At 38.6% G+C, this 17,710-nt stretch carries 27 protein-coding genes and 2 tRNA genes; 25 read left to right on the plus strand and 4 right to left on the minus strand.

Going from position 1 to position 17,710, the window contains the following annotated elements; genetic code table 11:
* Nucleotides 1-152: 152 nt before the first annotated feature.
* The 5 genes from IPZ59_RS13540 to hisIE all read left to right on the plus strand — a co-directional run bounded on the left by IPZ59_RS13540 (nucleotide 153) and on the right by hisIE (nucleotide 4,047).
* On the plus strand, nucleotides 153-932 hold the full coding sequence (locus tag IPZ59_RS13540) for a phenylalanine 4-monooxygenase (protein ID WP_236136587.1): 780 nt from the start codon (nucleotides 153-155) through the stop codon (nucleotides 930-932).
* Between the two features lie 331 nt (nucleotides 933-1,263).
* Complete coding sequence (gene hisH / locus IPZ59_RS13545) at nucleotides 1,264-1,857, plus strand: imidazole glycerol phosphate synthase subunit HisH (protein ID WP_236136588.1); 594 nt, start codon at nucleotides 1,264-1,266, stop codon at nucleotides 1,855-1,857.
* Nucleotides 1,858-1,874: 17 nt separating this feature from the next.
* Nucleotides 1,875-2,594, plus strand: coding sequence for a 1-(5-phosphoribosyl)-5-[(5-phosphoribosylamino)methylideneamino]imidazole-4-carboxamide isomerase (gene hisA, locus IPZ59_RS13550; RefSeq protein ID WP_236136589.1), 720 nt, complete (start codon nucleotides 1,875-1,877; stop codon nucleotides 2,592-2,594).
* Nucleotides 2,595-2,620: 26 nt separating this feature from the next.
* Nucleotides 2,621-3,376: an imidazole glycerol phosphate synthase subunit HisF gene (gene hisF / locus IPZ59_RS13555; protein WP_236136590.1), complete on the plus strand. Its 756-nt coding sequence runs from the start codon at nucleotides 2,621-2,623 to the stop codon at nucleotides 3,374-3,376.
* Between the two features lie 65 nt (nucleotides 3,377-3,441).
* Nucleotides 3,442-4,047 carry a bifunctional phosphoribosyl-AMP cyclohydrolase/phosphoribosyl-ATP diphosphatase HisIE gene (gene hisIE / locus IPZ59_RS13560; protein ID WP_236136591.1) on the plus strand — a complete coding sequence of 202 codons (606 nt, stop codon included), beginning with the start codon at nucleotides 3,442-3,444 and terminating at the stop codon, nucleotides 4,045-4,047.
* 28 nt (nucleotides 4,048-4,075) lie between these two features.
* Here the strand turns inward: hisIE and IPZ59_RS13565 are convergent, their stop codons facing one another.
* Complete coding sequence (locus IPZ59_RS13565; RefSeq protein WP_236136592.1) at nucleotides 4,076-5,008, minus strand: UDP-glucuronic acid decarboxylase family protein; 933 nt, start codon at nucleotides 5,006-5,008, stop codon at nucleotides 4,076-4,078.
* Nucleotides 5,009-5,142: 134 nt separating this feature from the next.
* On the opposite strand from IPZ59_RS13565, the gene galE reads away from it, so the two are divergent.
* The 20 genes from galE to IPZ59_RS13665 all read left to right on the plus strand — a co-directional run bounded on the left by galE (nucleotide 5,143) and on the right by IPZ59_RS13665 (nucleotide 14,460).
* The gene (gene galE, locus IPZ59_RS13570) at nucleotides 5,143-6,162 is read left to right on the plus strand and encodes a UDP-glucose 4-epimerase GalE (RefSeq protein ID WP_236136593.1); all 1,020 of its coding nucleotides are present in this window, start codon (nucleotides 5,143-5,145) and stop codon (nucleotides 6,160-6,162) included.
* A 584-nt stretch (nucleotides 6,163-6,746) separates the two neighbouring features.
* Nucleotides 6,747-6,820: transfer RNA gene (locus tag IPZ59_RS13575), tRNA-Asp, on the plus strand.
* Between the two features lie 37 nt (nucleotides 6,821-6,857).
* Nucleotides 6,858-6,931: transfer RNA gene (locus tag IPZ59_RS13580), tRNA-Asp, on the plus strand.
* A gap of 34 nt (nucleotides 6,932-6,965) precedes the next feature.
* A complete protein-coding gene (locus IPZ59_RS13585; RefSeq protein WP_236136594.1) occupies nucleotides 6,966-7,223 on the plus strand; it encodes a GIY-YIG nuclease family protein in 258 nt (85 codons plus the stop codon).
* A gap of 87 nt (nucleotides 7,224-7,310) precedes the next feature.
* Nucleotides 7,311-7,568 (plus strand): GIY-YIG nuclease family protein, encoded by a 258-nt coding sequence (locus tag IPZ59_RS13590; protein WP_236136595.1) that lies wholly within the window; start codon nucleotides 7,311-7,313, stop codon nucleotides 7,566-7,568.
* 88 nt (nucleotides 7,569-7,656) lie between these two features.
* Complete coding sequence (locus tag IPZ59_RS13595; protein WP_236136596.1) at nucleotides 7,657-7,914, plus strand: GIY-YIG nuclease family protein; 258 nt, start codon at nucleotides 7,657-7,659, stop codon at nucleotides 7,912-7,914.
* 88 nt (nucleotides 7,915-8,002) lie between these two features.
* Nucleotides 8,003-8,260, plus strand: coding sequence for a GIY-YIG nuclease family protein (locus tag IPZ59_RS13600; protein ID WP_236136597.1), 258 nt, complete (start codon nucleotides 8,003-8,005; stop codon nucleotides 8,258-8,260).
* A gap of 88 nt (nucleotides 8,261-8,348) precedes the next feature.
* Nucleotides 8,349-8,606, plus strand: a complete 258-nt coding sequence (locus tag IPZ59_RS13605; RefSeq protein WP_236136598.1) for a GIY-YIG nuclease family protein — start codon at nucleotides 8,349-8,351, stop codon at nucleotides 8,604-8,606.
* An 87-nt stretch (nucleotides 8,607-8,693) separates the two neighbouring features.
* Nucleotides 8,694-8,951 (plus strand): GIY-YIG nuclease family protein, encoded by a 258-nt coding sequence (locus IPZ59_RS13610; protein ID WP_236136599.1) that lies wholly within the window; start codon nucleotides 8,694-8,696, stop codon nucleotides 8,949-8,951.
* An 88-nt stretch (nucleotides 8,952-9,039) separates the two neighbouring features.
* On the plus strand, nucleotides 9,040-9,297 hold the full coding sequence (locus IPZ59_RS13615) for a GIY-YIG nuclease family protein (protein WP_236136600.1): 258 nt from the start codon (nucleotides 9,040-9,042) through the stop codon (nucleotides 9,295-9,297).
* A gap of 88 nt (nucleotides 9,298-9,385) precedes the next feature.
* Nucleotides 9,386-9,643, plus strand: coding sequence for a GIY-YIG nuclease family protein (locus tag IPZ59_RS13620; protein WP_236136601.1), 258 nt, complete (start codon nucleotides 9,386-9,388; stop codon nucleotides 9,641-9,643).
* A 1-nt stretch (nucleotide 9,644) separates the two neighbouring features.
* Entirely contained in the window at nucleotides 9,645-9,989 is a 345-nt protein-coding gene (locus tag IPZ59_RS13625) for a GIY-YIG nuclease family protein (RefSeq protein ID WP_236136602.1), read from the plus strand.
* An 87-nt stretch (nucleotides 9,990-10,076) separates the two neighbouring features.
* A complete protein-coding gene (locus tag IPZ59_RS13630) occupies nucleotides 10,077-10,334 on the plus strand; it encodes a GIY-YIG nuclease family protein (RefSeq protein WP_236136601.1) in 258 nt (85 codons plus the stop codon).
* Between the two features lie 88 nt (nucleotides 10,335-10,422).
* Nucleotides 10,423-10,680 (plus strand): GIY-YIG nuclease family protein, encoded by a 258-nt coding sequence (locus IPZ59_RS13635; protein ID WP_236136597.1) that lies wholly within the window; start codon nucleotides 10,423-10,425, stop codon nucleotides 10,678-10,680.
* 88 nt (nucleotides 10,681-10,768) lie between these two features.
* Nucleotides 10,769-11,026: a GIY-YIG nuclease family protein gene (locus IPZ59_RS13640; RefSeq protein ID WP_236136603.1), complete on the plus strand. Its 258-nt coding sequence runs from the start codon at nucleotides 10,769-10,771 to the stop codon at nucleotides 11,024-11,026.
* 1 nt (nucleotide 11,027) lies between these two features.
* Entirely contained in the window at nucleotides 11,028-11,372 is a 345-nt protein-coding gene (locus tag IPZ59_RS13645) for a GIY-YIG nuclease family protein (protein WP_236136602.1), read from the plus strand.
* An 88-nt stretch (nucleotides 11,373-11,460) separates the two neighbouring features.
* Nucleotides 11,461-11,718, plus strand: coding sequence for a GIY-YIG nuclease family protein (locus IPZ59_RS13650; RefSeq protein ID WP_236136601.1), 258 nt, complete (start codon nucleotides 11,461-11,463; stop codon nucleotides 11,716-11,718).
* Between the two features lie 322 nt (nucleotides 11,719-12,040).
* Nucleotides 12,041-12,619 carry a YceI family protein gene (locus IPZ59_RS13655; RefSeq protein ID WP_236136604.1) on the plus strand — a complete coding sequence of 193 codons (579 nt, stop codon included), beginning with the start codon at nucleotides 12,041-12,043 and terminating at the stop codon, nucleotides 12,617-12,619.
* A 12-nt stretch (nucleotides 12,620-12,631) separates the two neighbouring features.
* Complete coding sequence (locus IPZ59_RS13660) at nucleotides 12,632-13,927, plus strand: hypothetical protein (RefSeq protein ID WP_236136605.1); 1,296 nt, start codon at nucleotides 12,632-12,634, stop codon at nucleotides 13,925-13,927.
* Nucleotides 13,928-13,938: 11 nt separating this feature from the next.
* Nucleotides 13,939-14,460, plus strand: coding sequence for a hypothetical protein (locus tag IPZ59_RS13665; protein WP_236136606.1), 522 nt, complete (start codon nucleotides 13,939-13,941; stop codon nucleotides 14,458-14,460).
* Here the strand turns inward: IPZ59_RS13665 and argH are convergent.
* Genes argH through argB form a run of 3 tightly spaced genes read right to left on the minus strand, consistent with a single transcriptional unit; the run spans nucleotide 14,457 to nucleotide 17,685 of the window.
* Nucleotides 14,457-15,794 carry an argininosuccinate lyase gene (gene argH / locus IPZ59_RS13670; protein ID WP_236136607.1) on the minus strand — a complete coding sequence of 446 codons (1,338 nt, stop codon included), beginning with the start codon at nucleotides 15,792-15,794 and terminating at the stop codon, nucleotides 14,457-14,459. The genes IPZ59_RS13665 and argH overlap by 4 nt on opposite strands.
* The gene (locus IPZ59_RS13675) at nucleotides 15,772-16,875 is read right to left on the minus strand and encodes a M20 family metallo-hydrolase (protein WP_236136608.1); all 1,104 of its coding nucleotides are present in this window, start codon (nucleotides 16,873-16,875) and stop codon (nucleotides 15,772-15,774) included. The genes argH and IPZ59_RS13675 overlap by 23 nt, the downstream gene beginning before the upstream one ends.
* 9 nt (nucleotides 16,876-16,884) lie before the next feature.
* Nucleotides 16,885-17,685: an acetylglutamate kinase gene (gene argB, locus IPZ59_RS13680; RefSeq protein ID WP_236136609.1), complete on the minus strand. Its 801-nt coding sequence runs from the start codon at nucleotides 17,683-17,685 to the stop codon at nucleotides 16,885-16,887.
* Between the last annotated feature and the right edge of the window lie 25 nt (nucleotides 17,686-17,710).

The following is a 17,710-nucleotide window of genomic DNA, read 5'->3' on the forward strand; positions in this document are numbered from 1 at the left end:
GGTGGATTATTTATCCGAGAATGTATTCAGTCATACAGTATTCAGAAAGGCATTGAACTTTTGTATCAATAGCTACCTTTTTGAATCATCGAACCGATGTTTTAAATTTACGTTAGCTAAGACATTGGCTTGCACCAAAACCCAAATATATCATGACGAATAAACCCAAAGACTGGGTCTTTACCGACCCTCGACTACAAGAGTTAAGGCAAGATTATGCAGCGTATACAGAAGAGGATTTTAATGTATGGAAGATTCTATTCGATAGGCAAATTGTCAATCTACCGGAAGCCGCCTCCGAAGCCTACCTTAAGGGGATAAAAGAAATCGGATTCACTGCCGATAAAATAGCGGACTTTGAGGATGTTAACAGAAGATTAGAACATTCTACGGGTTGGTCAATTCAGGTAGTTCCAGGCTTGATTGATGATGATTTATTCTTTGGCCTGATGAACAACAAGCGTTTTTGTTCCTCTACCTGGCTAAGAAAAATGGAGCAATTGGACTATTTGGAAGAACCTGATATGTTCCATGATGCGTTCGCACATATGCCCTTGCTCACGAATCAGCACTATGTTGATTTCTTAGAGGATTTAAGTGGCATTGCTCTCAAGCACATCGAAAATAAGTGGGCTATTGAATTACTATCCAGAATCTATTGGTTCACTATTGAGTTTGGATTGATACGCGAAAATGGTCAATTGAGAATCTATGGAGCAGGAATTTTGAGTTCAGCTGGAGAAACCAAGTACAGTTTGTCTTCGGAGCCTGCGCATTATGAATACGATGTAAGGAAAATTATGAATACACCTTACTGGAAGGATAAATTTCAGGATAAGTATTTCATTATTGAAAGCTACGAGCAATTGTATCAGTCTCTTTCTGAAATAGAGGCGGTCTTGGAAGAAATGGTCACAGAAGAAGCGAAGTAGGGAAGAGAATCTAGAGATTTGATGTGAGAAACTTGAGAAGCGAGAGACTAGAAGCGAGAAACAAGAGTTAAGTGAATCAAGAGATTAATTGGAGAGTTAAGGAGTGGCTTTGAATCTTAGGTTGGTAACGTTCGTTTACTTGGTCGTTTGTGGCTGTTAACTAACAGGGATTGCAAAACTAGAGGTGGTTTCAACCACCCCTTCAGAAAAAGATGGAGTTCTCAATAAATTTGAATCTAAAAATTTGAAGATTCTAAACATCAGCCTTTGGCAGCATTCTTTTCTGCCAAAGGTTTTTTAATTATCACAAGTTAAATGTTAGTCCAATAGAATGGAAGTCGCAGTAATTAAGTACAATGCTGGTAATGTTCAGTCGGTGTTGTATGCATTGGAGCGTTTGGGTGCGAATGCGGTCCTTACGGATGATTTTGAAAGAATCTCAAAGGCGGATAAAGTCATTTTTCCTGGTCAAGGAGAAGCAAGCACTGCCATGCGCTACTTGAAAGAAAAAAAGTTAGATCTATTGATTCCAGAATTGAAGCAACCATTCTTTGGTGTTTGCTTGGGGCAGCAATTGCTCTGTGAACACTCGGAAGAGAACGATACACCATGTTTGGGAGTATTTCCAGTGAAGGTAAAGCGCTTTCAGCCAGCTAGTGTAAACGAGTTCAAAGTTCCTCATGTGGGATGGAATAGCATCACTAACTACCAATCTCCTCTTTTAGAGGGGCTACAGGAAGAATCATTTGTCTATTATGTACATAGTTTCTACTGTGAATTGAGCGAGTATACCATCGCATCAACGAATTACGTCTTAGATTTTGCGGCTTTGATGCAAAAGGATAACTTTTATACCATGCAAGCACATCCAGAGAAAAGCGGACTGGTAGGGGAGCGCATACTGAAAAATTTTCTTAGTCTTTAATCAAAAAAATAATACACATGTATATCATACCTGCCATTGATTTGATTGGAGGGAAATGTGTTCGATTGACACAAGGTGATTATAACCAAAAGAAGGAGTACCACGATAGTCCTTTGGAAATGGCCAAGCGCTTTGAAGATGCAGGCATTCGACGCTTGCACTTAGTTGATCTTGACGGTGCAAAAGCCAAAAAAATCATAAATAGCCAAGTCCTCCAAAGGATCACGCAAGGTACCTCTCTTCAAGTTGATTTTGGAGGAGGTGTACAGTCGGACGAAGATGCTACTTTTGCATTTGAGTTAGGCGCACATCAACTCACGGGAGGCAGCATTGCTGTTAAAAATCCCTCGTTGTTTGAGTCTTGGATTGAAAAATTTGGTGGAGAACGTATTATTTTAGGCGCTGATGCAAAAGATCGAAAAATAGCCATCTCAGGGTGGGAAGAAACCACTTCGGTTGATTTGATCGATTTTATCAAAGCGTATCATGCCAAAGGAATTTCTTATGTAATCTGTACAGACGTAGCCAAAGACGGGCTTTTGCAAGGGCCTTCCACTGAACTTTATCAAGAAATTCTTCAAGAAATTCCAAGTATTCGTTTAATTGCCAGTGGAGGAGTTTCTACGATGCAAGATTTGGAAGATTTGCAAAAAACGGGTGTTTATGGAGCAATAGTCGGAAAAGCTTATTACGAGGGAAGAATAAGTTTAGAAGAGTTGGCAAGTTTTGGGAAATAAGTTAATAGACCTAGAAAATAGCAAAGATGCTTACAAAAAGAATTATCCCCTGTTTGGATATCAAAGATGGTAGGACTGTTAAAGGAGTGAACTTTGTTGAGTTGAGAGATGCTGGAGATCCTGTGGAGCTTGCAAAGATTTATTCAGATGAGGGAGCGGATGAATTGGTTTTCTTGGACATCACGGCAACAGTGGATAAACGTAAAACCCTAGCTGAATTAGTAACGAAAGTAGCTAAAGCCATCAATATTCCTTTCACGGTAGGCGGAGGTATTTCTACCGTTGAAGATGTAAAGGTTTTGCTAAATGCTGGTGCTGATAAAATCTCTATCAACTCTGCTGCGGTTAACAATCCTGCTATCATTAATCAAATGGCACAGGAGTTTGGAAGTCAATGTGTGGTAGTTGCCATTGATACCAGAACTATTGATGGATTGGATTTTGTTCACACCCATGGAGGTAGAAAACCAACGATTTTACAAACTCAGGCATGGGCAAAGGAAGTATGTGATCGGGGAGCAGGAGAGATTTTACTAACTTCGATGGATCATGATGGTACCAAAGCTGGTTTTGCCAATGAAATCACTGCTGAAATCTCTAGTATGCTTTCTATTCCGGTAATTGCTTCTGGAGGAGCTGGGAATATGCAGCACTTTAAAGATGTTTTTACAGTAGGTAAAGCCGATGCCGCTTTAGCAGCAAGTATTTTCCATTTTAAAGAGATTCCAATACCAAGCCTCAAGCAGTATTTGCATGCAGAAGGAATTGCAAGTAGGATTTGAATTAAAAATAATTTTGTGTGGTTGTCAACGTATAAGTAGCCACAATCAAACCAAATGTAACAAAGATGAGTGATTTAACAATAGACTTTCAAAAAGTGGATAACCTGGTTCCTGCCATCATTCAGGATGTAAATTCGAATGTGGTATTGATGTTGGGATACATGAATCAGGAAGCATTGGATATTACGATGAAAACCAAAAAAGTAACCTTTTTTTCCAGAACCAAAAATAGGTTATGGACCAAAGGTGAGACTTCAGGAAATTTTTTACATGTGGTTTCTTTGACTGTGGATTGTGATAATGATACGATTTTGATTAAAGCGAGGCCGGAAGGTCCCGTTTGCCATACGGGAGATGATACCTGTTTTTCTGAAGTGAATACCAGTAAAACATTTTTTATAGATGTGCTACGCAAAATTATTAAATCACGAAAAGTAGAGTCTTCTGATAAATCATACACTGCTTCTTTATTTGCTAAAGGAATCAATAAAGTAGCCCAGAAAGTAGGAGAAGAGGCAGTTGAATTGGTTATTGAGTCCAAGGATGACAACAAAGAACTTTTTATGGGAGAGGCTGCAGATTTGTTATTCCATTATTTGGTCCTTCTTGAAGCCAAAGGGTATGAGTTGGATGAGGTGATGGAGGTTTTAATACAGAGGCATCAAAAATAAAAAAGTGGTCCTGAAAGGACCACTTTTCTTAGAGTATTGATTCGAAGTAAGCAATTGTTTTAACAAGTCCATCTTCTAGTTTGATCTTGGGCTCCCAATCCAGTTCTTTTTTTGCAAGATCAATGACAGGTCTTCTTTGCATAGGGTCATCTTGAGGTAAAGGTAAAAATGTAATTTTACTCTTACTGTTTGTAATTTCTATTATTTTTTGTGCTAATTCCAGCATGGTGAATTCTCCAGGATTACCGATGTTTACTGGACCTGTAAATCCATCTCTGCTATTCATTAGTTTATACATTCCATCTATATTATCATCAACATAGCAGAAACTTCTTGTTTGCATTCCATCACCATACATCGTTATGTCTTGACCTTTTAAAGACTGTACTATAAAGTTACTTACTACTCGACCATCATTAGGGTTCATTCTTGGGCCATAAGTATTGAATATCCTCATGACTTTAATTTTTGTTTTATGCTGCCTATGGTAATCAAAAAATAACGTTTCAGCACATCTTTTACCTTCATCATAACAAGCTCTAATTCCAATAGGGTTGACGCTTCCTTTATAGGACTCTGGTTGTGGATGTATTTCAGGATCCCCATAAACTTCTGAGGTACTTGCTTGAAGTATCTTGATTTTAAGTCTTTTAGCTAATCCTAGCATATTTATTGCCCCTAATACGGATGTTTTTGTCGTCTGAACGGGATCAAATTGGTAATGCACTGGGCTGGCTGGACAAGCAAGGTTATAAATTTCATCTACTTCAACATATGTAGGATGCGTTACATCATGTCTTAAAAGCTCAAAATTTTTATTATCTAGTAGATGGTGAATATTACTCCTACTTCCAGTAAAGAAGTTGTCCATGCATAAAACTTCATTACCTTCTTCTATTAATTTATCGCAGAGGTGACTTCCTAAAAAACCTGCTCCTCCTGTTACTAATATTCTCTTCATAGTATTACGTGATTTCCTTAGCTAATTAAGGTGTTTTTAGACAAAGAAAAAACAAATTTCGGGAAATTGATTTATTTAATCGAAGACAAAAAGTTTTATTGTTTATATTCAAACTTTATTCATCAATCCAAACAATGAAACAAAAGATTTTAATAACTGGAGGTGCTGGTTATATTGGTTCCCACACAGCTGTTGCACTTGTTCATGCAGGTTTTGAGCCTATCATTTTAGATAATTTTTGTACTAGTGAAAAGTCAGCTATTACAGGTTTATCAAAGATCATCGGATTTACTCCAATTGTAATTGAAGGAGACTGCAATGACCCACAAGTGATTGAATCCGTATTTACTAATCATGAAATTCAAGGAATCATTCACTTTGCAGCATTTAAAGCTGTCGGGGAAAGTACCAAACTTCCTCTCAAATATTATCATAATAATATTGGGTCGCTTGTATTACTATTGCAATCGATGGAGAAGTTTGGGGTTAAAAACTTAGTTTTTTCATCCTCTTGCACAGTCTACGGTGAACCAAAAATTCTTCCAGCGACCGAAGACACACCAAGACAAGATGCTGAAAGTCCGTATGGAAATACTAAAAAGATATGTGAGGATATTTTGGTAGATGTTACAAAGTCTCAAAAAGGAAATAAAATAATTTCCTTAAGATATTTCAATCCAATAGGAGCTCATCCATCGTCTGAAATAGGAGAATTACCCATAGGTGTTCCAGCAAACCTGGTTCCATTTATAACACAGACGGCAATAGGTAAACGAGAAAGGCTAACGATTTTTGGAGATGATTATGACACGCTTGATGGAACTTGTGTCCGTGATTATATTCATGTAATGGATCTAGCAGATGCCCATGTCAAAGCGCTGTCGTATTTAGCTAAACAAGAGGATAACTTTTTTGACATTTTGAATGTAGGTACGGGTAATGGAAATACTGTATTAGAGGTAGTGAAAACTTTTGAGAAGGTTTCAGGTCAAAATTTAAATTATCAAATTGGTCCAAGAAGGCCGGGAGATGTTGTAAAAACATGGGCAAGTACTGAAAAAATAACACGTGTTTTGGGTTGGAAACCTCAGTTTACTTTAGAGGATTCCTTGAGAGATGCTTGGAATTGGGAATTGAAACTTGCAAAAAGGTAAAATTATTTGGCTGGAATTGAGGATTGTACTCCTCGAGCTTTCTTTTTTTTAACCAATATCTTTGCAAAGATAGAGCATTTATATACCTTTGCACCACTTCAAACGAGAAGGAAAAAATAGTAATAGTTCAGCTGGTTAGAATGCCTGTCCCGATGCTCGGGAAGGTCGCTAGAGTTGAGTTATTAAAAATAAAAGGAGTGGTAGTTCAGCTGGTTAGAATACCTGTCCCGATGCTCGGGAAGGTCGCTAGAGTTGAGTTATTAAAAATAAAAGGAGTGGTAGTTCAGCTGGTTAGAATGCCTGTCCCGATGCTCGGGAAGGTCGCTAGAGTTGAGTTATTAAAAATAAAAGGAGTGGTAGTTCAGCTGGTTAGAATGCCTGTCCCGATGCTCGGGAAGGTCGCTAGAGTTGAGTTATTAAAAATAAAAGGAGTGGTAGTTCAGCTGGTTAGAATGCCTGTCCCGATGCTCGGGAAGGTCGCTAGAGTTGAGTTATTAAAAATAAAAGGAGTGGTAGTTCAGCTGGTTAGAATGCCTGTCCCGATGCTCGGGAAGGTCGCTAGAGTTGAGTTATTAAAAATAAAAGGAGTGGTAGTTCAGCTGGTTAGAATGCCTGCCTGTCACGCAGGAGGTCGCGGGTTCGAGTCCCGTCCATTCCGCAAATTTGTTTATCATCAAATTCAAAAAAGATAATTTGGAGTGGTAGTTCAGCTGGTTAGAATGCCTGCCTGTCACGCAGGAGGTCGCGGGTTCGAGTCCCGTCCATTCCGCAAAGTCTCAGATTTATCTGAGACTTTTTTGTTTATGGTCTTTTCTGTTTATATACTTCAATCCGAAAAGGATAAGAGCTTTTATGTGGGTGTTTCATCGAATCCAGAGGAACGGCTAGAAAAGCATAATCGTCCTCATAAGGGGTATACTGCGAGAAAACAGCCTTGGGTTTTGCTTTATACTGAGGCATATGCTACAAAAACTGAGGCACTGAAAAGAGAAAATTATATCAAATCACAGAAAAGTAGGGAGTTTATAGAAAATTTAATCAGTGGTAGTTCAGCTGGTTAGCATGCCTGTCCCGATCCTCGGGAAGGTCGCGGGTTCGAGTCCCTTCCATTCCGCAAAGTCTCAGATAAATCTGAGACTTTTTTGTTTATGTTATTTTATGTTTACATACTTCAATCCGAAAAGGATAAGATCTATTATGTAGGTGTTTCATCGAATCCAGAGGAACGGCTAGAAAAGCATAATCGCCCTCATAAGGGGTATACTGCGAGAAAACAGCCTTGGGTTTTGCTTTATACTGAGGCATATGCTACAAAAACTGAGGCACTGAAAAGAGAAAATTATATCAAATCACAGAAAAGTAGGGAGTTTATAGAAAATTTAATCAGTAGTAGTTCAGCTGGTTAGCATGCCTGTCCCGATCCTCGGGAAGGTCGCGTATTTGATACACCAACCATTCCGCAAAGTCTCAGATAAATCTGAGACTTTTTTGTTTATGTTATTTTATGTTTACATACTTCAATCCGAAAAGGATAAGAGCTATTATGTAGGTGTTTCATCGAATCCAGAGGAACGGCTAGAAAAGCATAATCGCCCTCATAAAGGGTATACTGCGAGAAAACAGCCTTGGGTTTTGCTTTATACTGAGGCATATGCTACAAAAACTGAGGCACTGAAAAGAGAAAATTATATCAAATCACAGAAAAGTAGGGAGTTTATAGAAAATTTAATCAGTAGTAGTTTAGCTGGTTAGCATGCCTGTCCCGATCCTCGGGAAGGTTGCGTATTTGATTCACCAACCATTCCGCAAAGTCTCAGATTTATCTGAGACTTTTTTGTTTATGTTATTTTATGTTTACATACTTCAATCCGAAAAGGATAAGAGCTTTTATGTAGGTGTTTCATCGAATCCAGAGGAACGGCTAGAAAAGCATAATCGCCCTCATAAGGGGTATACTGCGAGAAAACAGCCTTGGGTTTTGCTTTATACTGAGTGCTATGCTACAAAAACTGAGGCACTGAAAAGAGAAAATTATATCAAATCACAGAAAAGTAGGGAGTTTATAGAAAATTTAATCAGTAGTAGTTCAGCTGGTTAGCATGCCTGTCCCGATCCTCGGGAAGGTCGCGTATTTGATACACCAACCATTCCGCAAAGTCTCAGATAAATCTGAGACTTTTTTGTTTATGTTATTTTATGTTTACATACTTCAATCCGAAAAGGATAAGAGCTATTATGTAGGTGTTTCATCGAATCCAGAGGAACGGCTAGAAAAGCATAATCGTCCTCATAAGGGGTATACTGCGAGAAAACAGCCTTGGGTTTTGCTTTATACTGAGGCATATGCTACAAAAACTGAGGCACTGAAAAGAGAAAATTATATCAAATCACAGAAAAGTAGGGAGTTTATAGAAAATTTAATCAGTGGTAGTTCAGCTGGTTAGCATGCCTGTCCCGATCCTCGGGAAGGTCGCGGGTTCGAGTCCCTTCCATTCCGCAAAGTCTCAGATAAATCTGAGACTTTTTTGTTTATGGTCTTTTCTGTTTATATACTTCAATCCGAAAAGGATAAGAGCTTTTATGTAGGTGTTTCATCGAACCCAGAGGAACGGCTAGAAAAGCATAATCGTCCTCATAAGGGGTATACTGCGAGAAAACAGCCTTGGGTTTTGCTTTATACTGAGGCATATGCTACAAAAACTGAGGCACTGAAAAGAGAAAATTATATCAAAGCACAGAAAAGTAGGGAGTTTATAGAAAATTTAATCAGTGGTAGTTCAGCTGGTTAGCATGCCTGTCCCGATCCTCGGGAAGGTCGCGTATTTGATACACCAACCATTCCGCAAAGTCTCAGATAAATCTGAGACTTTTTTGTTTATGTTATTTTATGTTTACATACTTCAATCCGAAAAGGATAAGAGCTTTTATGTAGGTGTTTCATCGAACCCAGAGGAACGGCTAGAAAAGCATAATCGTCCTCATAAGGGGTATACTGCGAGAAAACAGCCTTGGGTTTTGCTTTATACTGAGGCATATGCTACAAAAACTGAGGCACTGAAAAGAGAAAATTATATCAAAGCACAGAAAAGTAGGGAGTTTATAGAAAATTTAATCAGTAGTAGTTCAGCTGGTTAGCATGCCTGTCCCGATCCTCGGGAAGGTCGCGTATTTGATACACCAACCATTCCGCAAAGTCTCAGATAAATCTGAGACTTTTTTGTTTATGTTATTTTATGTTTACATACTTCAATCCGAAAAGGATAAGAGCTTTTATGTAGGTGTTTCATCGAACCCAGAGGAACGGCTAGAAAAGCATAATCGTCCTCATAAGGGGTATACTGCGAGAAAACAGCCTTGGGTTTTGCTTTATACTGAGGCATATGCTACAAAAACTGAGGCACTGAAAAGAGAAAATTATATCAAAGCACAGAAAAGTAGGGAGTTTATAGAAAATTTAATCAGTGGTAGTTCAGCTGGTTAGCATGCCTGTCCCGATCCTCGGGAAGGTCGCGTATTTGATACACCAACCATTCCGCAAAGTCTCAGATAAATCTGAGACTTTTTTGTTTATGGTCTTTTCTGTTTATATACTTCAATCCGAAAAGGATAAGAGCTTTTATGTGGGTGTTTCATCGAATCCAGAGGAACGGCTAGAAAAGCATAATCGTCCTCATAAGGGGTATACTGCGAGAAAACAGCCTTGGGTTTTGCTTTATACTGAGGCATATGCTACAAAAACTGAGGCACTGAAAAGAGAAAATTATATCAAAGCACAGAAAAGTAGGGAGTTTATAGAAAATTTAATCAGTGGTAGTTCAGCTGGTTAGCATGCCTGTCCCGATCCTCGGGAAGGTCGCGGGTTCGAGTCCCTTCCATTCCGCAAAGTCTCAGATAAATCTGAGACTTTTTTGTTTATGTTATTTTATGTTTACATACTTCAATCCGAAAAGGATAAGAGCTTTTATGTAGGTGTTTCATCGAACCCAGAGGAACGGCTAGAAAAGCATAATCGTCCTCATAAGGGGTATACTGCGAGAAAACAGCCTTGGGTTTTGCTTTATACTGAGGCATATGCTACAAAAACTGAGGCACTGAAAAGAGAAAATTATATCAAAGCACAGAAAAGTAGGGAGTTTATAGAAAATTTAATCAGTGGTAGTTCAGCTGGTTAGCATGCCTGTCCCGATCCTCGGGAAGGTCGCGTATTTGATACACCAACCATTCCGCAAAGTCTCAGATAAATCTGAGACTTTTTTGTTTATGTTATTTTATGTTTACATACTTCAATCCGAAAAGGATAAGAGCTTTTATGTAGGTGTTTCATCGAATCCAGAGGAACGGCTAGAAAAGCATAATCGCCCTCATAAGGGGTATACTGCGAGAAAACAGCCTTGGGTTTTGCTTTATACTGAGTGCTATGCTACAAAAACTGAGGCACTGAAAAGAGAAAATTATATCAAATCACAGAAAAGTAGGGAGTTTATAGAAAATTTAATCAGTAGTAGTTCAGCTGGTTAGCATGCCTGTCCCGATCCTCGGGAAGGTCGCGTATTTGATACACCAACCATTCCGCAAAGTCTCAGATAAATCTGAGACTTTTTTGTTTATGTTATTTTATGTTTACATACTTCAATCCGAAAAGGATAAGAGCTATTATGTAGGTGTTTCATCGAATCCAGAGGAACGGCTAGAAAAGCATAATCGTCCTCATAAGGGGTATACTGCGAGAAAACAGCCTTGGGTTTTGCTTTATACTGAGGCATATGCTACAAAAACTGAGGCACTGAAAAGAGAAAATTATATCAAAGCACAGAAAAGTAGGGAGTTTATAGAAAATTTAATCAGTGGTAGTTCAGCTGGTTAGCATGCCTGTCCCGATCCTCGGGAAGGTCGCGTATTTGATACACCAACCATTCCGCAAAGTCTCAGATAAATCTGAGACTTTTTTGTTTATGGTCTTTTCTGTTTATATACTTCAATCCGAAAAGGATAAGAGCTTTTATGTGGGTGTTTCATCGAATCCAGAGGAACGGCTAGAAAAGCATAATCGCCCTCATAAGGGGTATACTGCGAGAAAACAGCCTTGGGTTTTGCTTTATACTGAGGCATATGCTACAAAAACTGAGGCACTGAAAAGAGAAAATTATATCAAAGCACAGAAAAGTAGGGAGTTTATAGAAAATTTAATCAGTGGTAGTTCAGCTGGTTAGCATGCCTGTCCCGATCCTCGGGAAGGTCGCGTATTTGATACACCAACCATTCCGCAAAGTCTCAGATAAATCAGAGACTTTTTTGTTTATGTTATTTTATGTTTACATACTTCAATCCGAAAAGGATAAGAGCTTTTATGTAGGTGTTTCATCGAACCCAGAGGAACGGCTAGAAAAGCATAATCGTCCTCATAAGGGGTATACTGCGAGAAAACAGCCTTGGGTTTTGCTTTATACTGAGGCATATGCTACAAAAACTGAGGCACTGAAAAGAGAAAATTATATCAAAGCACAGAAAAGTAGGGAGTTTATAGAAAATTTAATCAGTGGTAGTTCAGCTGGTTAGCATGCCTGTCCCGATCCTCGGGAAGGTCGCGTATTTGATACACCAACCATTCCGCAAAGTCTCAGATAAATCTGAGACTTTTTTGTTTATGGTCTTTTCTGTTTATATACTTCAATCCGAAAAGGATAAGAGCTTTTATGTGGGTATTTCATCTTTTTCTGAATGCAGATAGATTTTTGTTAACTTCTAAGGTCCTCATTTTAACTTTAGGCTTTCTTTTTTCATGTGTTATCAATCATAGATTAATATGATTTTCGTCATATTTTAATAAGATCCATGTAACCAATTTTGTATCAACAAATCAACCAAAATCTAAGAGTATATGAAAACGGATAAAATAACAAAGCTAATTGTAGCTTCTCTGTCACTACTACTTTTTTTGAATTTTTCAGTCCTTGCCCAAACAAATTATACGATTGCCTCTGGGACTGAATTAAAAATCACAGGTGGTTCATCTTTGCATGATTGGGAAATGATCTCCAAAGATGCCAAAGGTTCAGCCGTATTTACCATCACTGGAAATAGCATAAATAGTGCTCAATCCTTAAAAGTAAACGCAGAGGCAGAGTCCCTAAAAAGTGGAACTAGAGGACTAGACAATAATGCCTATAAAGCCTTAAAGACAAGTCAGCATAAGCAAATCAGTTTTACCCTCAAAGAGCTTTCTGGTTCTGCGCCTAATTTTACCGCCAAAGGAGATTTTACCATCGCCGGAGTTACTAAGTCAGCAAGCTTTCCCATTAAATTAACCCAAAGTGGCAATAATTTAGTGTTTGAAGGTAGCTATGATACTAAACTTACTAATTTTTCTATTGATCCACCTACGGCCCTGATGGGGACAGTCAAAACAAGAGACGATGTAACTATACATTTTAAAACAATATTTCAACCTACAAAATAAAAATCCATAACTATGAAAAAGTACTTTATCACAGCAATTGCGTTTGCAGGAATAGCTATGTCCTCATTCGCCCAAGGCCTCCAAAGAGATCAGCAATTTTGGAGAGCTCCTGACCAAAGAGGTATCAATGTTTTTGAAACAGGCAAAGAGGACTCAGTGGCTTTTGATGGCATGAGAGTTCGTGTTGGAGGTCATTTTGCACAACAATGGCAAAATTTAAGTCATTCCAACACTGCAAGTCCAGCACCTAATGCTAATGGAGTCAACCTTAACCAACTAATTGAACTTGGTGCAGGAACAAACTTAGCTACTGCTAACTTGAATATTGACGTTGCTTTAGCAGATGGTCTTCGCTTGAATTTGGTAACTTACCTTTCTTCCAGACACCATCCAGAATCTTGGGTTAAAGGCGGATACCTTCAAGTAGACAAATTAGGTTTCTTAAATCTTGGTAATACCGACTGGTTTGATAAATATTTGACCGTTAGAGTAGGACACATGGAAATCAACTATGGTGATGCACACTTTAGAAGATCCGATAATGGAAACGCTATGTATAATCCTTTTGTAGGAAATTATATTATGGATGCATTTACCACTGAAGTTGGTGGTGAAGTATTCTTCCAAAGCAAAGGTTTCTTGGCCTTAGTAGGTGTAACAGGTGGTGAAATCCAAGGAGGAGTCACCAATCCAAATTTCAGAAAGCCAAGCTTTTTGGGTAAATTTGGATATGACAAGCAGTTAAGCGATGATTTGAGAGTGCGTGCCACAGGTTCGATTTATACTACCTCTGGCTCTAATAGAAACACGCTTTGGGGTGGTGACAGAGCAGGTTCCAGATACTATTTAGTGATGGAAAATACCTTGGCAACTACAGCAGGCAACTTTACTTCAGGACGGTTCAACCCAGGACAAACTGACAACATTACAGCTATGGTTTTCAACCCATTCGTTAAATTTAAAGGCTTAGAATTCTTCGGTAATTTTGAGCGCTCTACTGGTAAAGCTAGAAATGAAGCTGACGATAGGACTTGGAATCAAACCGGTGCAGACTTAGTCTACAGATTTGGAACAGCTGAAAAATTCTATCTAGCAGGTAGATACAATAAGGTTTCAGGTCCACTAGCTGGTTCAGGTGTAGAAGTAAACATTGATAGAGTCCAAGTAGGCGGAGGCTGGTTTGTTACAAAGAATGTTTTAGCTAAATTGGAGTATGTAAGTCAAAACTATAACAACTTTGCTGCCAACGATCGATTCAATGGTGGTAAATTCAATGGTTTGATGATTGAAGGTGTAATTGGATTCTAAGATAAAAACGAATGAGTGTCTTTCTGTTAATTTTGATTGGAATACTTGTAATGAGTCCACAAGAAAAAGATCTTGTAATTACTCAAAAGACAATTACCGTAAGTGGTCAGACTTCCATTGGAGCATTCAATTGTAGTTTCAGCAGAAATGGTATGAAAGACACTATTTCGTTAAATTCCCAAATAAATAATTCAGTCCTTAATATCAACATTCCCGTAAGCGATTTCGCTTGCGGGAATTTTATTTTGAATCGGGATTTTCGAAAAACCATCAAAGCTGAAGAATTCCCAACCTGTGAAGTTAAGGTAGCCAATCTGCGGAAAAACAGGAATGACTACACTTGTAGACTTACAGTTTCTATTGTCGGAAAAACCCTAGAGTTTGATAACTTTTATTTGAAACATACCAAAGATGGATTGGAAGGAAACCTTTCGTTAGCTTTTTCAGATTTAGCCTTAGAAGCTCCCAAAAAAATGGGAGGTCTAATTAAAGTAGAAGAACAATTAGACCTCCAAATTGTATTAGGCTTTTAACCGGAAATTAAGGAAATCAGGGCCTCATCAATTTTTGTAAATTTAAACTTCTCTAAAGCCTGTTTATTTTTTTTCTGGATATCAGCTAAACATAAGTTCCCAATACTACCTTCATGAGAATGATTCAATTGGTCTTGTTGGGGTGCAAATTCATTTTTTTCTATTTCTAGCCCTACTTGCTTATAGGCATCTCGGAATGGAGTCCCTGCCAAGACACGCTCATTGACTACTTCCACACTGAATACATGCTTGTAGAACTCATCCGAAAGAATGTTGGAACGGATGTGGATGTTTTTTAGCATTAAGATGCTCATGTCCAAACAGTCAATCAGGGTAGTAAAGGAAGGGAAAGTAGCTTCTTTCAAAATCTGCAAATCCCGATGATACCCTGTAGTCATATTGGTCAGTTGCATCGATATAAGGTAGGGAATGGATTGGATATGATTCGTTTTAGCTCGGATCAATTCAAAAACATCGGGATTTTTTTTATGAGGCATAATACTGCTACCAGTAGTCAACTCATCGGGGAAGCTGATAAATGCAAAATGCTGATTCATGAATATGCAAGCATCTGAAGCCAAACGGTTTAAGGTTGATGCCAAACCAGCCAATGCAAAAGCTATTGTCTTCTCTGTTTTGCCTCTTGAGTTTTGGGCATTGATGGAATTGTAATGCAAATCAGAAAAGCCGAGGAGCTCGGTTGTCATAGCTCGATCCAAAGGAAAGGAGGAGCCATAGCCGGCAGCCGAACCTAGGGGGTTCTTATCTGCTAAGTGAAATGCACTGGATAAAAGCTCTAAATCTTCTGTTAGCCCTTCTGCAAAAGATCCAAACCATAAACCAAAAGAGGAAGGCATTGCCAATTGTGTATGAGTATAACCTGGCATATAATCTTTTTGATGCTTGGCAGCAAGGTCAATCAATAAATCAAATAAATCCTGTGTGGCATCTACGATATCCCGAATGGCTGAGCGATAATATAATTTCAAATCTACCAAGACTTGATCGTTTCTGGATCTCCCTGAATGAAGCTTTTTCCCTACTTCACCCAGTCGTTCAGTCAGTAAAAACTCTATTTGAGAATGTACATCTTCCACACCTGGAGCTATGCTAAAATCTCCTTTTTCTATCTCAAAGTAGATTTCCCGTAGCCCTCCTAAAAGAGCTTTTAATTCGTCGGAAGTTAGTAAACCAATTTTTTCCAACATGGTGGCATGCGCCATCGAACCCAATACATCAAAAGGGGCTAATAAATGATCAAACTCAGGGTCACGACCAATGGTGAATTTTTCCACTTCTCGGGTTGCTCCTTTATCTTTTTGCCAAAGTTTCATGGGTAGTTTTTATATAATGCGTTAAGAATTGAATATATCCCTGAATTCCATCTTGAATCTCTTGTAAATAAATAAATTCATCCGCTATATGTGAACGGGCAGAATCTCCAGGACCCATTTTGAAGGAAGGATATGGGATTAAGGCTTGATCGGATAGGGTAGGGCTCCCATAGGTTTGAATCCCTAAAGCTTCTAGCGTTTTGAAGGCATGATGCGTTTCTGATAGCTTAGAGGAATTTAATCGCATGGAACGAGGGAACATCTCCGCTTGGATAACTTGAGCTAGTTCTTCGACTACTTCATTCAAGGTATAGGCATCCGTCACCCGAACATCCAACGTGAATGTACATTCATCGGGGACAACATTGTGCTGATTACCAGCATTAATGATTGTTGCAGATACTTTTGATGGACCTAGAAAGGATGAAATTTTATTAAATTTGTAATTTTTAATTGTCACCAAATCATCCAATGCTTTGTAGAGGGCATTTTCCCCTTCTTCTCGAGCCGCATGTCCAGCTTTTCCTTTTACTACGCAATCTATTACCAAAAGCCCTTTCTCTGCCACAGCAGCTTGCATTAGGGTTGGTTCTCCCACAATTGCTAATTCAAAAGCAGGTAGGAAGGGAAGAATAGACTCAATACCGTTTTTTCCTGAAATTTCCTCTTCTGCTGTAGCAGCTATAATGAGGTTGAATGGAAGGTTTTTTTGTGGGTAAAACCACAAAAAAGCACCTATCAAAGCTACCAAAGGTCCTCCGGCATCGTTACTGCCCAAGCCAAATAGTTTCCCATCTTCAATACTTGGATTGAATGGGGGGCGAGTGTATCCAGCATTAGGTTTAACTGTATCATGATGTGAATTCAAAAGGACAGAAGGCTTCTTGGAATCAAAAAATAGGTTTTTAACCCAGATATTATTACCTGAACGTTCAATCTTAAGACCTTTTGATTCAAAAAAGGATTGAATAATTTCAGCTGTTAGAAACTCCTCTTTGCTGAAAGAGGGCGTAGCTATTAAAGATTGTAATAGTTCAACTTGGTGCAGATATAAGGATGATAAATCCTTGACTAGAATCATCGATCGTGCTTAGTAAAGGTCGTACTTATGTTTTTCTATGATGGTACCTGAAAGTTTACCTTTGGAAGCTAACAAAAGGTTTTCAGCCTTGCCAATCCAAACATGGTTGACCCCTTTGTTTAATGCAGCGAATGCATTTTCTAATTTTGGAATCATACCAGAGTGAATCAACTGTTCTTTTTTCAACTCTCCGTAAATCTCTTCATTGATAAGAGGAATAATCGAATTATCATTATGCTCATCAATCAATACCCCAGGCTTATTAAAGCAAAAATAAAGATTGACTTTATGGTTTTTAGAAAGAGAAGTAGCCAATTCGGAAGCAATGCTATCGGCATTCGTATTGAGTAGTTGTCCATGCTTGTCATGGGTGATGGCCGAAAAAACAGGGGTTATCTGCTCATCTAAGAGGGTTTCGATCAATTGGGTATTGATATTGATAACATCCCCTACAAATCCGTAATCGATCGTTTTAACCTCTCTTTTCTTGGATAAAATACTGTTTCCGTCAGCTCCAGATAAACCTAACGCATTTTGATTCAGTCCTTGCAGTTTGGCCACAATTTGTTTGTTGATCAAACCGGCATAAACCATCGTAACAATATCAAGTGTATCAGCATCTGTGATTCTACGACCGTCTACCATTTTAGGCATAACTCCCATGGATTCACCAAATTTGGTGGCCATGATGCCACCTCCGTGGACTAATATTTTCTTTCCTGGGAATCTGGAAAAAAGAAATAAGAACTCTTCTAATTTCTGAGGGTAGTCTATAACATTTCCTCCGATTTTAATGACGTTGATATGCATGTTTAATAGGTTGTTGTAGTTAAAG

Source organism: Mongoliitalea daihaiensis, assembly GCF_021596945.1.
Lineage (GTDB): Bacteria > Bacteroidota > Bacteroidia > Cytophagales > Cyclobacteriaceae > Mongoliitalea > Mongoliitalea daihaiensis.

What these genes read in the sequence shown, in the direction of transcription:
- IPZ59_RS13540 (WP_236136587.1), top strand. Translation starts at nt 153, where the DNA reads ATGACGAATAAACCCAAAGACTGGGTCTTTACCGACCCTCGACTACAA.
- hisH (WP_236136588.1), top strand. Translation starts at nt 1,264, where the DNA reads ATGGAAGTCGCAGTAATTAAGTACAATGCTGGTAATGTTCAGTCGGTG.
- hisA (WP_236136589.1), top strand. Translation starts at nt 1,875, where the DNA reads ATGTATATCATACCTGCCATTGATTTGATTGGAGGGAAATGTGTTCGA.
- hisF (WP_236136590.1), top strand. Translation starts at nt 2,621, where the DNA reads ATGCTTACAAAAAGAATTATCCCCTGTTTGGATATCAAAGATGGTAGG.
- hisIE (WP_236136591.1), top strand. Translation starts at nt 3,442, where the DNA reads ATGAGTGATTTAACAATAGACTTTCAAAAAGTGGATAACCTGGTTCCT.
- IPZ59_RS13565 (WP_236136592.1), bottom strand. Translation starts at nt 5,008, where the DNA reads ATGAAGAGAATATTAGTAACAGGAGGAGCAGGTTTTTTAGGAAGTCAC.
- galE (WP_236136593.1), top strand. Translation starts at nt 5,143, where the DNA reads ATGAAACAAAAGATTTTAATAACTGGAGGTGCTGGTTATATTGGTTCC.
- IPZ59_RS13585 (WP_236136594.1), top strand. Translation starts at nt 6,966, where the DNA reads ATGGTCTTTTCTGTTTATATACTTCAATCCGAAAAGGATAAGAGCTTT.
- IPZ59_RS13590 (WP_236136595.1), top strand. Translation starts at nt 7,311, where the DNA reads ATGTTATTTTATGTTTACATACTTCAATCCGAAAAGGATAAGATCTAT.
- IPZ59_RS13595 (WP_236136596.1), top strand. Translation starts at nt 7,657, where the DNA reads ATGTTATTTTATGTTTACATACTTCAATCCGAAAAGGATAAGAGCTAT.
- IPZ59_RS13600 (WP_236136597.1), top strand. Translation starts at nt 8,003, where the DNA reads ATGTTATTTTATGTTTACATACTTCAATCCGAAAAGGATAAGAGCTTT.
- IPZ59_RS13605 (WP_236136598.1), top strand. Translation starts at nt 8,349, where the DNA reads ATGTTATTTTATGTTTACATACTTCAATCCGAAAAGGATAAGAGCTAT.
- IPZ59_RS13610 (WP_236136599.1), top strand. Translation starts at nt 8,694, where the DNA reads ATGGTCTTTTCTGTTTATATACTTCAATCCGAAAAGGATAAGAGCTTT.
- IPZ59_RS13615 (WP_236136600.1), top strand. Translation starts at nt 9,040, where the DNA reads ATGTTATTTTATGTTTACATACTTCAATCCGAAAAGGATAAGAGCTTT.
- IPZ59_RS13620 (WP_236136601.1), top strand. Translation starts at nt 9,386, where the DNA reads ATGTTATTTTATGTTTACATACTTCAATCCGAAAAGGATAAGAGCTTT.
- IPZ59_RS13625 (WP_236136602.1), top strand. Translation starts at nt 9,645, where the DNA reads ATGCCTGTCCCGATCCTCGGGAAGGTCGCGTATTTGATACACCAACCA.
- IPZ59_RS13630 (WP_236136601.1), top strand. Translation starts at nt 10,077, where the DNA reads ATGTTATTTTATGTTTACATACTTCAATCCGAAAAGGATAAGAGCTTT.
- IPZ59_RS13635 (WP_236136597.1), top strand. Translation starts at nt 10,423, where the DNA reads ATGTTATTTTATGTTTACATACTTCAATCCGAAAAGGATAAGAGCTTT.
- IPZ59_RS13640 (WP_236136603.1), top strand. Translation starts at nt 10,769, where the DNA reads ATGTTATTTTATGTTTACATACTTCAATCCGAAAAGGATAAGAGCTAT.
- IPZ59_RS13645 (WP_236136602.1), top strand. Translation starts at nt 11,028, where the DNA reads ATGCCTGTCCCGATCCTCGGGAAGGTCGCGTATTTGATACACCAACCA.
- IPZ59_RS13650 (WP_236136601.1), top strand. Translation starts at nt 11,461, where the DNA reads ATGTTATTTTATGTTTACATACTTCAATCCGAAAAGGATAAGAGCTTT.
- IPZ59_RS13655 (WP_236136604.1), top strand. Translation starts at nt 12,041, where the DNA reads ATGAAAACGGATAAAATAACAAAGCTAATTGTAGCTTCTCTGTCACTA.
- IPZ59_RS13660 (WP_236136605.1), top strand. Translation starts at nt 12,632, where the DNA reads ATGAAAAAGTACTTTATCACAGCAATTGCGTTTGCAGGAATAGCTATG.
- IPZ59_RS13665 (WP_236136606.1), top strand. Translation starts at nt 13,939, where the DNA reads ATGAGTGTCTTTCTGTTAATTTTGATTGGAATACTTGTAATGAGTCCA.
- argH (WP_236136607.1), bottom strand. Translation starts at nt 15,794, where the DNA reads ATGAAACTTTGGCAAAAAGATAAAGGAGCAACCCGAGAAGTGGAAAAA.
- IPZ59_RS13675 (WP_236136608.1), bottom strand. Translation starts at nt 16,875, where the DNA reads ATGATTCTAGTCAAGGATTTATCATCCTTATATCTGCACCAAGTTGAA.
- argB (WP_236136609.1), bottom strand. Translation starts at nt 17,685, where the DNA reads ATGCATATCAACGTCATTAAAATCGGAGGAAATGTTATAGACTACCCT.